At 72.8% G+C, this 15,186-nt stretch carries 12 protein-coding genes; 5 read left to right on the plus strand and 7 right to left on the minus strand.

Annotation, left to right across the window (positions count from 1 at the left end):
• Nucleotides 1–137 precede the first annotated feature (137 nt).
• On the plus strand, nucleotides 138–767 hold the full coding sequence (locus ACH5A8_RS26125) for a GNAT family N-acetyltransferase (protein ID WP_399005809.1): 630 nt from the start codon (nucleotides 138–140) through the stop codon (nucleotides 765–767).
• Nucleotides 768–1,181: 414 nt separating this feature from the next.
• Complete coding sequence (locus ACH5A8_RS26130; RefSeq protein WP_399005811.1) at nucleotides 1,182–1,682, plus strand: peptidylprolyl isomerase; 501 nt, start codon at nucleotides 1,182–1,184, stop codon at nucleotides 1,680–1,682.
• Between the two features lie 281 nt (nucleotides 1,683–1,963).
• Here the strand turns inward: ACH5A8_RS26130 and ACH5A8_RS26135 are convergent, their stop codons facing one another.
• Nucleotides 1,964–2,956: a GlxA family transcriptional regulator gene (locus tag ACH5A8_RS26135; RefSeq protein ID WP_399005813.1), complete on the minus strand. Its 993-nt coding sequence runs from the start codon at nucleotides 2,954–2,956 to the stop codon at nucleotides 1,964–1,966.
• A 128-nt stretch (nucleotides 2,957–3,084) separates the two neighbouring features.
• On the opposite strand from ACH5A8_RS26135, the gene ACH5A8_RS26140 reads away from it, so the two are divergent.
• A complete protein-coding gene (locus ACH5A8_RS26140) occupies nucleotides 3,085–4,050 on the plus strand; it encodes an NADP-dependent oxidoreductase (protein ID WP_399005946.1) in 966 nt (321 codons plus the stop codon).
• A 149-nt stretch (nucleotides 4,051–4,199) separates the two neighbouring features.
• Here the strand turns inward: ACH5A8_RS26140 and ACH5A8_RS26145 are convergent, their stop codons facing one another.
• A complete protein-coding gene (locus ACH5A8_RS26145) occupies nucleotides 4,200–5,279 on the minus strand; it encodes an SGNH/GDSL hydrolase family protein (RefSeq protein WP_399005815.1) in 1,080 nt (359 codons plus the stop codon).
• Nucleotides 5,280–5,718: 439 nt separating this feature from the next.
• On the opposite strand from ACH5A8_RS26145, the gene ACH5A8_RS26150 reads away from it, so the two are divergent.
• Nucleotides 5,719–6,240 (plus strand): DinB family protein, encoded by a 522-nt coding sequence (locus ACH5A8_RS26150; RefSeq protein ID WP_399005948.1) that lies wholly within the window; start codon nucleotides 5,719–5,721, stop codon nucleotides 6,238–6,240.
• Between the two features lie 282 nt (nucleotides 6,241–6,522).
• Complete coding sequence (locus ACH5A8_RS26155; protein WP_399005950.1) at nucleotides 6,523–7,650, plus strand: PP2C family protein-serine/threonine phosphatase; 1,128 nt, start codon at nucleotides 6,523–6,525, stop codon at nucleotides 7,648–7,650.
• A gap of 168 nt (nucleotides 7,651–7,818) precedes the next feature.
• Here ACH5A8_RS26155 and ACH5A8_RS26160 read toward each other — a convergent pair whose 3' ends face one another.
• The 5 genes from ACH5A8_RS26160 to ACH5A8_RS26180 form a co-directional block, all read right to left on the minus strand.
• Nucleotides 7,819–8,211 carry a VOC family protein gene (locus ACH5A8_RS26160; protein WP_399005817.1) on the minus strand — a complete coding sequence of 131 codons (393 nt, stop codon included), beginning with the start codon at nucleotides 8,209–8,211 and terminating at the stop codon, nucleotides 7,819–7,821.
• A 263-nt stretch (nucleotides 8,212–8,474) separates the two neighbouring features.
• Nucleotides 8,475–12,881: a hypothetical protein gene (locus ACH5A8_RS26165; protein ID WP_399005818.1), complete on the minus strand. Its 4,407-nt coding sequence runs from the start codon at nucleotides 12,879–12,881 to the stop codon at nucleotides 8,475–8,477.
• Nucleotides 12,872–13,489: a hypothetical protein gene (locus tag ACH5A8_RS26170; RefSeq protein WP_399005820.1), complete on the minus strand. Its 618-nt coding sequence runs from the start codon at nucleotides 13,487–13,489 to the stop codon at nucleotides 12,872–12,874. The genes ACH5A8_RS26165 and ACH5A8_RS26170 overlap by 10 nt, the downstream gene beginning before the upstream one ends.
• The gene (locus ACH5A8_RS26175) at nucleotides 13,486–13,809 is read right to left on the minus strand and encodes a hypothetical protein (RefSeq protein ID WP_399005822.1); all 324 of its coding nucleotides are present in this window, start codon (nucleotides 13,807–13,809) and stop codon (nucleotides 13,486–13,488) included. Before ACH5A8_RS26175 ends, ACH5A8_RS26170 begins: the two co-directional genes overlap by 4 nt.
• Before the next feature lie 128 nt (nucleotides 13,810–13,937).
• Nucleotides 13,938–15,182 (minus strand): CHAT domain-containing protein, encoded by a 1,245-nt coding sequence (locus ACH5A8_RS26180; protein WP_399005823.1) that lies wholly within the window; start codon nucleotides 15,180–15,182, stop codon nucleotides 13,938–13,940.
• Nucleotides 15,183–15,186: the final 4 nt, after the last annotated feature.

The following is a 15,186-nucleotide window of genomic DNA, read 5'->3' on the forward strand; positions in this document are numbered from 1 at the left end:
GGTCCAGGGTCCGGGGGACACCTGTCCGCCCTTCGAGCGTGCCGTGTGTGCCGTGGGGTGTGGCTGTCGGCCCGGCCGGAAGGCGGGGTCCCGTAAAAGCGTGGCGGGGCCCGTCGTCAGCGGCCTATCGTGGCTCCGTGCCCGAGAAGGTGACCCTGCGCGGCGAACGCGTCTCCCTTGAACCGTTGGAAACCGGCCACACCCCCGAACTGGCGCGAGCCGCGTCGCAGTCACGGGAGGCATACGGCTTCACCCTGGTACCCGCCGACCCGGACTCGATGGCCGGGTACGTGAGCGCTGCCCTGGACGATCAGCGGACCGGATGGGCGCTGCCCTTCGTCATCCGGGATCGACGACGGGGCGAGATCGTGGGCTCCACTCGCTTCCTCGACCTGGACTACTGGTCCTGGCCCCCGTCCTGGCCGCCCGGCCGTACGACACCCCGGCCGGACGCCGTCCCCACGGTGGCGGAGATAGGCAGCACGTGGTTGTCCGCCCGCGCTCAGGGGACCGGCTGCAACACCGAGGCGAAACTGCTCATGCTGACCCACGCGTTCGACGTCTGGGGCGTCCTGAGGGTGACCTTGAAGACCGACTGCCGCAACGCCCGCTCCCGCGCCGCGATCGAGAAGATCGGCGGACGCTTCGAGGGCGTCCGCCGCGCCCACGCACGCGCTGTGGACGGTTCGGTACGTGACACCGCCTACTACTCCATCCTCAGCGAGGAGTGGCCGGGCGTCAGAGAGCGGCTGCACGCCGTTTCATAGGTCCCGTCCGGGACGAAGGCCCGGACCGGCTGCCTGCCCGGTGCCGTGACGCCACCGCACGGTGGACCGGCGCCGGCCACGGTTCGTCACTCGGCCACTTCGATCGGCGGCGGCCCGCCGGTCGAAGTGGCCCGGCGGTCCGGTTCCGCCCGCTCGGGACGGAGTATCACCGCGTCGCGCGCGTACGGAGCGAGTTCGGGAAGAGAGGCCACGGACTGACCGCGGCCCCACCGCCATGGGAAGTCGGCGGAGACGCCCCGGAAGGCATGCGCGACGGGCGCCCGCCCGCGCCCGTCCCGACGCAGGCGCCCGGTCCCGCTGCGGAGCCGTGTGGCGGATGCGCCGGGACGGTCGGGGGCCTGCGAGGATGGCCGACGTTCCGCACCTGTCGAAAGCTCCTGAAGTGGGGTTGTCTTGTCCAAGGTCAAGCTGAGCACCAACCACGGAGACATCGTGATCCGCCTCGACGCGGAGAAGGCGCCCGTGACGGTGGAGAACTTCCTCTCCTACGTCAGGGACGGGTTCTACGACGGCACGGTGTTCCACCGGGTGATCGACGATTTCATGGTCCAGGGCGGCGGGATGGAGCCCGGCCTGCGGCGCAAGGAGACGCACGCCCCGATCCGGAACGAGGCCGACAACGGCCTCAAGAACGTCCGGTACTCGGTGGCGATGGCCCGTACCGCGGACCCCCACTCCGCCACCGCGCAGTTCTTCGTCAACGTCGCCGACAACGCCTTCCTCGACCACACCGCGAAGTCCGGCGCGGGCTGGGGCTACGCGGTGTTCGGGGAGGTCGTCGAGGGCCAGGACGTGGTCGACGAGATCAAGTCCGTACCCACGACGTCCAGGGGCGGGCACGCCGATGTCCCGAAGGAGGACGTCGTGCTCGTGAGCGCCGAGATCGTGGAGTGACCTGACGGCGCCTCCGCCGCCCCTTTCTTCGCCGCCCGCACCGGCGGTCACTCGCCCGCGCCGCCGAACTGCGCGAGCTCGTCATCCCGGCCCACTGGCCGGGGCACGGGGCCGCCGAGGTCCGGCGGGACCGCGACGGCTTCGCCATCACCGCATGGGCCGCCTTTCCGCGCGGCTGACACGAAGAGCGCTCCGCCGGTGACGGGCGGGCCGCCTTTCCGCGCGGCTGACGCGAAGATCACCCCACCGGTGACGGGTGGGCCGTCGCCGCGGCCGGGTGGTCACCGTGCCGTCATCGGCACCGTCACCGGCTGCGGCGCGCTGTGGGCGCGACGGTAGGCCAGCGGTGACAGGCCCAGGTGCGTGTGGAAGTGCTTGCGCAGGGCGACGGGGTCGCCGAAGCCGCAGGCGGTGGCGACTCGTGCGACGGTCAGGTCGGTGGACTCCAGCAGCAGGCGCGCGTGCGCCAGCCGCTGCTGCGCCAGCCACTTCAGCGGGCTGCTGCCCACCTCGCCGCGGAACCGCCGGGTGAAGGTGCGCACGCTCATGTGCGCGTGCCGGGCCATGTCCTCCAGCGTGACCGGTTCGGCCAGCCGGTCCAGCGCCCACCGCCGGGTGGCCGAAGTGGAACGGTCGGTGTCCTGAGGGACCGGGTGCTCGATGAACTGCGCCTGCCCGCCCTCGCGCCACGGCGCCACCACGCAGCGGCGCGCGGCGGCCGAGGCCACCGCCGTCCCGTGGTCCAGACGGACCAGGTGCAGGCACAGGTCGATGCCGGCCGCTCCGCCGGCGGAGGTCAGGATGCGTCCGTTGTCGACGAACAGCACGTCCGGATCGACCTCGACGTCGGGGAACAGCCGCGCCAGCGCGTCGCACAGCGCCCAGTGCGTGGTGGCCCGCCCACCGTCCAGCAGACCGGCCGCCGCGAGCAGGAAGGCAGAGGTGCACAGGCTGACGACGCGGGTCCGCGGCCCTATCCGGTCCAGCGCCGCGGCGAGCTCCTCGGAAAGCGTGCCGGTCGTGAGCAGGTGCTCGCTGGGCTCCTGGGTGGCGAGTACGACGGTGTCCGCGGTCTCCAGCGCCGACTCGTCGTGGTCGACGACGATCCGGTAGTCCTCGTGCGTGCGTACCGGCCGGCCGCCGAGGGAGCAGGTGCTGACGGAGTACAGACGGGTCCCGTCCGGTTCACAGGCCTCGTTGAACACCCGGGCCGGGATGCCCAGGTCCAGTGGCAGGACTCCGTCGAGGGCGAGAACGACGACACGATGCGGCATGGCCGGAATGGTACGACAGGTGACCCTCCGGCCACTCATCCTCCTCCGCCGACCCACGCCAAGCTTTCTCGCACCGGGGCCGTGGTCCCGGTGCGAGAAAGAAGTGGACGGACATGAACGAGGACGACATGAGCGAGCACATCATGCGGGCTGTCACCGTGAGGGAGTTCGGCGGGCCCGAGGTGCTGACCGTCGAGGAGGTCGCGCGCCCCGAGCCGCTGCCGACCGAGGTGCTGGTACGTGTGCACGCAGCCGGCGTCAACCCGGTGGACTGGAAGACCCGCGAGGGACAGGGCATGGCGGGGCTGCAGACGTTTCCGCTCGCCCTGGGCTGGGACGTCTCCGGTGTCGTCGAGGAGGTCGGCTTCGGCGTCACCACGCTCGCGCCCGGCGACGAGGTGTACGGCATGCCGTGGTTCCCGCGCGCCGCGAACGCCTACGCCGAGTACGTGACCGCACCGGCCCGCCAGTGGGCCCGCAAGCCGGCCACCCTCGACCACGTGCACGCGGCCGCCGTGCCGCTGGCGGCACTGACCGCCTGGCAGACCGTGGTCGACACCGCCCACGTGCGGGCCGGCCGGCGCGTCCTGATCACGGCCGCCGCGGGCGGGGTGGGTCACTTCGCCGTCCAGTTCGCCCGGCACCTGGGCGCACACGTGATCGCCACCGCCAGTGCGGGCCGCCATCCCTGGCTCAAGGAACTCGGCGCCGACGAGACCATCGACTACACCGCCGTCCGCTTCGAGGACGCCGCCGCCGACGTCGACGTCGTCATCGACCTGGTGGGCGACGCGCATGACCGGACCAGCACGCGCGCGCTGAAGGTCCTGCGCCCGGGCGGTCTGTTGGTGGCCGTCCCGGCCGGCGTCTCCCCGGATCTGGCCGCCGCCGCCGAGGCGGCCGGCGTGCGGGTGACTCCCTACCTGGTCGAGCCGGACGGCGCGGCGCTGGCCGCGATCGCGGACCTGATCGACGCCGGTGAGGTCGCCGTCGAGGTGGAGGAGACCTTCCCGCTCGAGCAGGCCGGCACGGCCCACGCCCGCGGCGAGGCCGGCCGGACCCGCGGCAAGCTCGTCCTCACCGTCGCCGGCTGACGCTCGTCCGGCGTCCCGAGCTCGGTTTCCTTGCCGGAGACGCGCGGCGCCTCTGGACGCGGCGCTGTCCGACGACGCGGTCACGGCACTGTGACACCGGGGTCGTGCCCGGGGTGTGCGCAGTGCGGTGGCCGCACTCGTCCGGGGGATCAGCGGGTGACCGGCGCGGCGTCGTGTGTGATGCGCTGGGCGAGCTGTCCGGCGACGTACTGGTGGTAGCGGTGGTTGGGGTGGATCAGCGCCGCGTCTCCCCACCCCCCTTCGCCGACCGTGCCGGCCTTCTCCGTCCAGCCCTCCACCCACTTGACCGCGCGCGGAGCGCAGGCGTCCTTGCCGACGGTGGCGTGGTGGGTGTCGACGAACCGGGCGGGCACTCCCTGCTTGACGGCGTCGGCCGTCGAGGCGGCGATGGCCGCGTTGACACCGTCGAGGGTCCGGCGCAGCCAGTCGAGGTCACCGCGGTTGAGGGTGAACAGTTCCTGGGAGGTGCGGGCGCAGGTGCCGGTGTCTTCGGGGATGACCGTGGGGTAGCCGATCGTGTAGATGCGTGCGTGCGGTGCTCTGGCGTGCAGTGCGCCGAGCAGTTCCCGGAAGTCGGCGACCAGCGCCCGCTGGGGCCTGTCCAGGGCGGGATCGTCGGCCGGCAGGCCGAGAGCGGCGTACTGGCCGTCTTTGAGGTTGTCCTGGCACTGGTCCGGATCGTCGCCGACGGCGTCTGCTTCGAGGCACAGGGTGGCCAGGGGGCTGAAGTAGTCGTTGCCGCCGATGCTGACGGTGACGATGTCGGTGCCCGGGCCCACCGCCTCGATCTGCGGCGGGCGCGCCGGGAACGGCGCCAGCGGATCGCTGTGGGGTATGCCGAGCCGGTCGAGGACGGCGTGGCCTGTCGGCTTCTGCGGCGTGCTGCGCGCGTTGGCGGTCGTGGCTCCCCCGCAGGTGACGTCCACCACGGCCGCGAGCCGGCCGGCCAGCTCCCTCCTCAGCACGTACGGGTAGGAGCCCAGCGTCTGCTCGCAGCCGGACTTACCGGGCACATCGGGCTCCACCGGCTCGCCCGCCAGACGGGTGTAGCCCGCCGAATAGGAGTCACCGAGACTGACCACGCGCAACCCTGTGGCGCCCGTGTCGGCGTCGTCCGCGCCGGCCCGTGCGCCGCTGCTCGTCCCGGCCGCGCCGATGAGCGCCGCGGTCACCAGACCCACTGTCACCGCCGCCGTCGCGTAGCGCATCGGCTTGCCACCGCCTCTCCCGCACAGCCCGCGCGTCCACCGCGGGCACTTACCAGACACATCCCCAGCCGTACGACCGGCACATCGCGACGTCACCCGAACGAAGGAAGCCGGACGGGCCTGGACAGCCGCATCACGGCAACCGGTCCGGCCTCGCGGCACGGCAGAGCCGGAAACACCGGGGTGGTCGACGAGCCGCCGAGAGGCCCGACAAGGCCGTCGTGGGACGACCAGCGCCCGAGGCGGGGCGGCGGGGCGGCGCGCTTCGACGCGGACACCCGGATCCGCGCAGCCACCGAGGGCGCCGACGCCGCGAAGCAGACAGCGGAGGCCTCCCGTTCCGCGCCGTCCCGGGCCGCGAGGCCCGCCGGGGGCGGCAGTCCGGAATATGGGAACAACTCCCTGCGCCGCCATGGAAGTTCGGCGATCATGGGTGACTATGATCGAAAATTCGAGCGATGCGATTCCGGGCAGTGAGGTGCGGGCGCTCCTTCGGGTCCTGGACGGGCAGCGGCGCCACGTTCTCGGCATCCTGGACGGGCTCGACGCGAAGGACCTTCGACGGCCCGTGTTGCCTTCCGGCTGGCACTGTCTCGGGCTGGTCCAGCACCTGGCGCTCGATGTGGAGCGGTTCTGGTTCCGCGCGGTCGTCGCGGGGGACGAGGAGGTCATCCACGGTCTGACGAGCGGCGACGAGGCGTGGAAGGTGGACGCGGAGGTGCCGGCCGTCGAAGTGCTCGACCGGTATCGGCGGGAGGCGGAACTCGCCGACACCGTCATCACCGCCACCGCCGCCGACGCCGGATTGGCCTGGTGGCCCCACGACCTGTTCGGTGAACCGCACCTGCACACGCTGCGCGACGTCTTGCTGCACGTCATCACCGAGACCGCGTGCCATGCCGGCCACCTCGACGCCGCCCGAGAACTGATCGACGGCCGCCGCTGGCTGGTCCTGACCTGAGGACCGCCGGACCGGCTGAGCCGAGGGTCACCGGTCAGGGCCGGATGCGGGTCCGGCCGTGGCGACGTCCGGGCGGGCCGGCGGCCCGGACGTCCGCTGCCGGGTGGGGTCGGTCGCGGTCGGCGCCTCACGCCGGCAGTGGCCGGGCGGCACCCGCGACGGCGGTCCTGACGGGCTGCTACTGCCTGGTCTCCGTGCGAAGGGCGTCGTGGTGTCTGCTCGTGGGGCGTTGCCGACGGTGGCAGTGTGGGATATGTGCGTATCGAGGAGACCCCGGCCGGTATGTGGCAGCCTCGGCGGTCGGGCCGGCTGTTGCTGCTGATTCCCGTCGTGCTCATCGCCGTGATCACGGTCGTCGACCAGCTGGTCCCCGAGGACATCCATCTGGGGCCGCTCCTCGTCATCGCGCCCGCTGTCACCGCCTCGTTCACCGGCGCCTGGCTCACCGGGCTGATCGGCTCGCTGGCCGTGGCGGCGCAGGCGTACATCGGCTGGCACTTCGGTGTGCTGACCACGCGCAACGTGCTGGTCCAGATCCTCGCCCTGGCCCTGCTCTCGTGCCTGTGCGTGTTCTTCTGCAGGGTGCGCGAGCGCCGCGAGCGCCAGTTGGCCCAGGTGCGGTCGGTCGCGGAGGCCGCGCAGCACGGCCTGCTGTGGCCCCTGCCGCAACGCATGGCGGCCGTGCAGATCGCCTGCCTGTACCTGGCCGCCGAGGACGAGGCGCAGATCGGCGGTGACCTGTACGCGGCCACGCGCATCGCGGGCGGCGTGCGCATCATGATCGGGGACGTCCGAGGCAAGGGGCTGTCCGCCATCGGCGAGGCCGCTCTCCTCCTGGGGGCCTTCCGCGAGGCCGCCCACCGGCACGCCACCCTCCCCGACCTCGCGGCCACCCTGGACCACAGCGTCACCCGCTACCTGGCCGACTTCGAGCCGGCCACGGAGGCCGGCGAGCGTTTCGCGACCGCTCTGCTGCTGGAACTTCCCGACGACGACCACATCATCCGGATGATCAGTTGCGGGCATCCCCCTCCGCTGCTGCTCAGCCCGGCCAAGGTCGTCACGGTCCCCAGCCTCCACCCCGCGCCACCACTGGGAACCATGGCGACGGGACCGGACGCCTACACGATCGACTCGATGTCCTTCGAGCCGGGCGACACCCTCCTGCTCTACACGGACGGCGTCATCGAAGCCCGCGACGACAACGGCCGCTTCTACCCCCTGGAGACACGGATCACCCAGTGGCACAGAACCGGTCCCGAATCGCTGCTCCACCACATCCACCGCGATCTGCTCGCCCACACCCGCGGACATCTCAACGACGACGCCGCTCTCGTCGCTCTGCACCGCCACCCGGACGGCCAGGAGCACCGCCGTCACGGCCGCATCGTCCACTCGAGCGGCTTCTGACACACCTGTGCATGCGCTCCGAACCCGCGACGTCGCTCGTCCTGGGCCTGGGCCTGGGCGTGATCACCGCGGTGGCGGGCACGATCCGGGATGCCCTCGTCGGACGGACCGACCCCGGGCGAGGGCCCGGTGGCCGTGGCGCCCGGACCCTCCCGCGGGGCCGACCGCTCACCGCGGCTGTGTCGCGATCTGGATCAGGTTGCCGCAGGTGTCGTCGAAGACGGCCGTGGTGACAGGACCCGTCACCACGGGCTCCTGGGTGAAGCGAACGCCGAGGGCGCTGAGGCGCTCGTACTCCGCCTCCACGTCGGCGACGGCGAACTGAGCCAACGGGATGCCGTCACCGACGAGCGCGTCGCGGTAGGGCTTGACGGCCGGGTGGCCGGCGGGCTCCAGGAGGAGTTCGGTGCCGTCGGGCTCGTCGGGCGCGACGACGGTCAGCCACCGGACGCCCTCTCCCAAGGGGACGTCGTGCTTCTTCACGAAGCCGAGGATCTCGGTGTAGAAGTGCTCGGCCTTCGCTTGGTCGTCGACGAAGACGCTGGTCAGATGGATCTTCATGGAGCGCTCTTCTCCGGTCCGGAGGGGTCGGGCATCGGGCCGTCGCTCGGCTGCCCGCCGCAGCGGGGCCGTGCGCGGGTCGTGCGACGCGCAGCGGCCGCCCTCCCGTCCGGTCGCGACGAGCCCGGCGGCCTCCAGCGGCGCGAGGTGCTGGGAGACCGTCTCACACGAGATGCCGAATCGCGAGGCAGGTCGTGTGTCGCGGACCGTCCGCCGCCGGTGTGGCGAGACCGCCTACGGCCGGCGGTGACCCTCGAACGGCATCACGTGGCCTCGCCCGCGCCGAGCCGGCGCAGGTTGACCGCCGCCACTCGGCTCTGTACGGGATGCCCGGTCTCGATGACCTGCCGGTAGACCTGCCTGGCCTCGGGTATCCGGTCGTGCTTGGCGAGCAGGAGTGCGAGGTCGAAGGCCGCCGCGGGGGCGTGCTGCCCGTGCCCCGTCTCCACCGCCCGCTCGAAGGCGGCCACGGCCCCGTCGATGTCTCCCGCCGCGGCGAGGCACGAGGCCAGTGCGGTGGCCGAGAGCGCGGCGACTTCCGCATCACCGCTGGTGCCGGCGATGCGGTAGGCGTTCTCGTACGCCTTCCGGCTCTCTGCGTCGTCTCCTCGTTCGGCTCGCAGCCAGCCCCGGCAGAGCGCGATCAGCGCGGTCTCCTCGGCTCCCGCCAGGGCCATGGCCCGGCGCAGCGTCGCGGAGACGTCGAAGCCGCCGAGCCGCGCCTGGACCTCGGCCAGGTAGTAGTGGGTCCTGGCGCGGGAGTCCCCGGCGGCGATCCGGGTCGTCAGCGCCTCCAGCGCCCGTGCCGCCGGTCGGCGGTGAGCCACGTACCGGCCGAAGTCGAACAGGTCTCCGGACACCGCTGCCGCTCCGGCCGGTGCCACGGTCGCGAGCCGGTTCCGTGCGAGTCGCGCCGTCTCCGGGTCCGCGCCGTCGCGGGCGAGCCGATAGGCGTCCCGGGCCTCCGCAACGGTGAACTCCGAGACGCACAGGTCGCCCAGGTGCAGGGCTGCGCGTGCCGCGGCCCGGGGATCCGGTGCGGTCAGGGCGGACTCCAGAGCCCTGCGTGCTCCGGCGTAGTCGCCGACGCGTGCCCGGAACGCGCCGAGCAGTGTGTCATGGGCGAGGGCGGGCATCTCCCGCACGGCCCACTCCAGCACCAGGAGTGGTTCGGCGTCCTCGCCGTGCTTGAACAGCTCGTCGGCGGCGCGGGCTCGCGTGGGCGGTTCGCCCAGGAGGATCATGCGGTCGATGGCCGGCGGAGCCTGCACCGTTCTGGACCTGCGGGCCGCGAGCCACCGCAGGGCGTCCCGCGCCGAAGCCGCTGACGCCCCGCTGTCGTCCAGGGCGAGCGCACGCTCGTAGGCGGTGGCACATCCGTCGAAGTCCCCTTCGTCGCCGAGCATGTCACCGAGTGCCCTCGCCGCCTGGGCCGCGTAGTGCCCGGCGCCGAAGGTCATCGACCGGAGGAAGGCCGCTTTCGCCTGGCCGAGCTCCTCGGACTTCAACAGCATGATGCCGGTGAGGGTCTCGACCATCGCCACGGCCACCGGGTCGTCGGCGTCGGCCAGCGGCTCGAGAAGCCCGATGGCCCCCGCCGTGTCACCCCGCGCGAGCCGTTCGAGTGCCTCGGACAGGGTTTCCGCACGGTCCGGGGCCTGCGGCTCCGCCTCGGCCGGCGTCCCGGGGGGACCGTCGTCCAGGAAGGCGAGCTCGTCCAGGCTGTCGCGCACCTCGGCCATGCGGGCCGCCAGCCGGGGATCGACGTCGGCGATCCGGGCCAGATCGGTGCGCAGGTCCAGCAGTTGCGACCAGAGGACCCCGCGCCCCTGTTCCATCAGCTCCACGGCGGTGTCGGGCCGGCCCGCCTCCAGTGCGACCCGGGCCGCCTGCGCGGGGAATCCGCGATGGGCGACCAGCCAGGACTCCTGCGCCGCCCGGGACGAGCCGCGCCACGCGGAGAGCGAGAACAAGCCCATGACCCGGTCGAGGCGCCCGGGCAGATCCGGCGAGGCGCGGTCCGCCACCGTCAGCCACGAGCGTGCGGCGCGGAACCTGATCCGGGCGGGCGCGGTGCCCCGGGAGGCGACCTCCCACAGCACGCCGGCCGCGTCCGCCCGCCCTGCGGCGTCGTCGTCGGCCATGGCCCGGTGGATCAGCGCCTCGCCCAGCCCCAGAGCGGACTGTTCGGCGCCGGCGGATCCGTTCGAGGCGCCCATGCGGAAGATGTCGATCGCCTTGCCCAGATCGTCGGCGTCGCCGCGGTCCCGCCAACGACGCAGGAGGGCGAGGCCGGTGTTGTGCGCCACGGCCGCCCAGCCGGGGTGCGTGCTGTCGCCGTCCTCGACGATGCGCAGTCCGAGCGTCACCGTGTCGTCGAAGGAGCCCGCGTTCCGGGCGGTGTGCCCGGCAGTCGCGGACAGCCCGAGCAGCGCGGCGACCGCCGTCCGGTGCACGGCCGATCCCGGTGGGGACATCTCCGCGGCCCGCCTCGCGTAGGCGATGGCCCGGTCGAGATCGTCCGGGTGGCCGGGCAGGGCCGCACGATGCCGCAGGACCTGGATGAGGCTGCTCAACCGGACGAGGTACTGGTGATGCGTGAGCGGTGTCCTCGCGACCACCTCTTCCGTGCCCTCGACCGCGTCGTCCAGGTCGCTCGGGATCCCGTGCCGCGCGTAGCGCTCGGCCTGGGCGACGGCCAGGTTGTGCAGGACCACGAGGGCGTTGTCGTCCGATCGCTCATGCGGTGGGATCGCCCGATGGCCGTCGCGGTAGACCTCGATGCTCTCATCGAGGTCGGCGTCGTCCCCGTACGCCTGGTATCGCTCGCTGAGCGCCGCCCCGAGATGGGTGAGGACGAGGGAGCTGGGCTCCTGCTCACGCGCCTGCCGTGCGAGGTCCACGGCGCGCTCCAGGTCCTCCCGATCGCCGAAGGCGTGGAACCGTTCGCGGAGGTTCGCCGATTGATGCGCCATCTGCTCGGGCAGTGCGGGATCGCCGGGCGTGGCGAGGTCCAGCCCCCGCGCGCCGTGGTCGACGCTCGTGGACAGGTCCTCCGCCGAACCGGTCACGTCGTACCGCATGCGCAACGCGACGCCCAGAGTGCTCAGGAACGCCGGAAGGTCCGGGATGTCGTCGAACATCGTGTCGTGGGCGCGTTCCGCCCATGCGACGGCCCGGTCGAGATCGGCCCTGTCGCGGTGCCGGTCGTACCGCATGCGATAACCGGTGGCCAGGCCGAGCACGCACAGCACGGCGAGCCCGTCCGACGGGTCCTCGCACGCCCAGGTGGCGAGGCTCTCCCCGGCGGCGATGCTCCCGTCGAGGACCTGGTCCGACGCTTCGCCGGCCAGGAGTCGAACGTACGAGCCCATGAGCATGGTCGCGGCCTGCCGTCGGCTCGGATGCCCGGGGGCCATCAGCGCGAGGCCCTCGGAGAGCGCGGCGATCGCGGCGTCGAGGTCGGTGAGCCGGGTCGCCGCCCGGTGCTCGGCGCGATGAGAGAGCAGCGCGGCGAGATTCAGCAGCACGGCCACTCTCTCCGTTCGGGCGCGAGGCCGGGTGAGTGCCCGCCTGTAGTGATCGACGGCGGCGTCCAGGAGCGCGGGATCACCGGACGTGAGCGCCGTGCGATGGGTGGCTTCGGCGAGGGTCGGCAGTGCGCCGGTCAGCTGCCGCGCAACCGTCGCTGCTTCGACGGCCGTCGTCGCGTGCCCGACGGCCTCCCACGCACGTGCGTCCTCGCCCGCCGCCTGGTCCAGGGCGAGCAGGGCTTCGGCCAGCCGGCCGCTCGCCCTGGCGTGGTCGGGAGTCCCGCTGGCACACCGGGCGAGGCACGCACGCGAGACCCGGACCGCCTCTTGGAGCATCACGGGATCACGCCGGTGGGCGCCCTCCACGCGGAGTGCGTGGGCGAGCGTCCCCTCGGCGTCTCCAGGGTCCGTCGAGCCCGGAGGGAGAAGGGCGACAGCGCTCCGGCCGGCCTGGACCGCCTCGGCGGCGTACCGGGCGTCGCCCGTCAGCGTGCCGGCGCGGAGCAGGAGGAAGCACAACCGGTGGAACCGTTCGCTTCGCACGGCGTCCGGTCCGGGACGGGCCGTGTTCTCACGGGCCCTGTCCAGGACGTCGAGGCACATGTCGAGGGTCACCCACGGCTCTTCGAGCCCCCAGATGACCACGTCCCACACCCCGGACTCGACGCGGCGCTCCAGGCGCCCTTCGGCCAGCCAGGTCCGAGCCGTGTCGAACGCCTCCCGGACCATGTCGGGGCGGTCGGCGAGCCTGCCCAGCCGGAGTCGGGCGAACATCAGGTTGTGCCGGCAGTCGCGCCGTATCTCCGCGTCGGCGAGGGGCAGCGCCATCCGGTAGGCGTCGACGGCCTCACTCAACGCCGATGAATTCCGCGTCCTGTCGGCCGTGGTCTCCAGCAGCGCTCCCAGGTTGTAGAGGTACCTGCCCCGGGTCTCCGCGTCACCGGTGAGGCGTACGCTCTCGCGCGACGCGTCGGCGGCCTCGACGAGATCTCCCGGCTCCCTGGCACGCGTTTCGAGGAGTTTTGCCAGGGAGGCGAGAGCGGCGGCGCGGAGTTCGAGGTCCGCGATGCCGTCCATCCGGCTGCGCAGGCGCTCGATCATGAGGTCGCGCACCTCGTCCTCCCGGTTCACGGGCATGTCGCCACCGCCTGGATCGTGAGTGCCTGGGCGAGATCCACTCGGACGGGCCCCGTGTCCGTCTTGAGCGTGAGTGTGCCGTGGTCCGTCCCTGCGGTCGTCCCGCACACCACCGCTCCGGGGAGCTGGAGGCGAAGCCGGGGGTCGGATCGGGCAGGGGCGTACCAGGTGACCGCGATCGCCCCGACGAGGAGGGCCCCGCACAGGAGGGTCCCGGCGATGCCGCGCCTGAGGTCGAGCAGCGCGGCCTCGGCGATCACGTGATCCTGCGTGACGGCGGAGGTCGTGGAGTCCACCGGGGTCAGTCCGATCGGCCCGTGGCAAGCGCGCAGTGCCCAGAGCGCTCCCGCCGCGCCGACGGTGAGCGCGCCGAGCAGCAGTCCGCCCGCCACCACGTCCCAGGGGGCCGCCACCTTGTCGATCTCCGAGCGGCCGCGGATCACGCCGAAGCCGACCAGGGCGGCCAGCAGACCGGCTACGCCGTTGCGCCACGCGAGCGCCGCCGCGCGCACCCTGGGCAACTCGGTGCGCAGCGCGCTGTGGCGCTGCCGGGCACTGACGCCGACGGCGTCGTCGGCGGGCCCCCCGGCCGTCAGGCGCACGTTCACTGCGCGGCCGGTTCGAGGCGGAAGATCCAGAAGGCGCCGCACCCCACATCGCCCTCCGGTCGTCCCGGGTGGTCGTCGTCGCATGTGCAGATCACGGGTTCGAGCAGCGCCTGCGACGCGGGCGGGGCGTGGCGCCGTCGCGGCAGGCGGAAGCTCTTGTAGACGCCGGAGACCACGGGTATCCGGATGATCGCTCCGCATCGGGGGCACGGGCCGGTCAGTTCCGTCGTACCCGGAGAGACGACTTTCGCGGTGAACGTCCCCGCCGCGGTCGTCGCGAAGCTGTCGTCCGTGACGGGGAGGTAGTCCAGGTGGCTCACGCTCGCTCCAGGGCGTCAGGGGCATGTGTGGGTGGTCAGGCCGGTGCGGGTCGTCAGCGGCCGGTAGAGGACGTCAGACCGGTGCGGGTCATAGGGACCGGTGTAGGACGTCAGGCCGGTGCGGGTCGTCAGGGGCCGGTGTGCGTGAGGGGCGCCCATCTGCTGGGCCTGGTCGGGAAGTCCGTACGGAGCGACAGGACCGCCTCGTTGACGACGGCGGCGGATGCGGTCGGGTCGAGTCGGCCGGCCGCCACCAGCGGCCTGACGATCTTGTGTGCCAGGTCCGCCGCGACATCCGCGTCGATCGACCACAGGGTCGCCAGGACGTGCCGGAACCCCGCGTAGTGAAGTCCTGCTCCCAGCGTGACGACCTCTTCGGTGAGGTGGACGCCGCCGGTCGCGGTCATGCAGGCGGACAGGAAGCCGAATTCGCCGTCGAACCGGCCCCGGCCCAACTCGGTCACCGTCAGCGGCCCGTCGGCGAGCAGGAGCCCCCCTCTCGAGGGGTCGGACAGGTGTTGGCGGCCGTGGCAGCTGAAGTGCACCCACCGGTGGCGTGGCAGGGCGTCCAGCACGGCGGCCCGGGTCGCCGCCCGGCCGTCGAGGACGGTCAGCAGATCACCGGGGAACAGCTGACGGAGCAGGTCCAGTTCGGCCGCGGCCTGGGGCAGCGGCGGCTGACCCGCCAGGTCTTCGACGACGACCGCCAGCATCCGCGGGGGCCGTTCCCCTCGCGGCGGCCGCGCGGCGAGCGCGAGCGCGCGAAGCGTCGGCGTGTAGGAGGAGGTCACCCGGTCGAGCACGCTGACGCCGCTGCCGTCGTGGTGCCCCGAGGCGTGCAGCGGCAGGAAGCTCAGCGGGCCGGTCGGGCACCACCAGACCCGGGTGTCACGACGCCCGGTGGCACTGTCGGGACACACCTGCTCGAGCACCGGCCCGGTCACCGTGTCCCACAGCCACACGAGATCCTCCGACAGGTGTCCGTCGACGTCGTCCTGCGCCTGGCGGAGCTCCGTCTTGGCCCGGTGGTGCGCCGTGAAGTCGGCGGCGGCGAGGCGGACCCGGGCCCGGTGCGCCGTGTGCAGCACTCCGGCGGTGGCGGCTTCGAGGCGCGCGAGCCGCTCAAGGTGTGCGGTCGTCCGGGCAGCGGCCTCGCGCAGGGACAGGTCGGGCAGCGGGACAGGCTGGACGCCGCCGGCCGAGACCAGGAGCGCGTCGCAGCGTTCCGGCGTGACGTTGAGCAGGACCGCGGTGCCCGAGCCGCCGCGCGGTGTCAGATCGCTCAACCGCGGCGGGGCGAGGAAGTCGGCGAATTCAGGTCCCAACGACCGGGCACGGGCGACGAGTTCGTCCCATTCACGCGCGAGAGCCACGCGT

Origin of the sequence: Streptomyces sp. NPDC018610 (assembly GCF_044391765.1) — a bacterium.
Classification (GTDB): domain Bacteria; phylum Actinomycetota; class Actinomycetes; order Streptomycetales; family Streptomycetaceae; genus Streptomyces.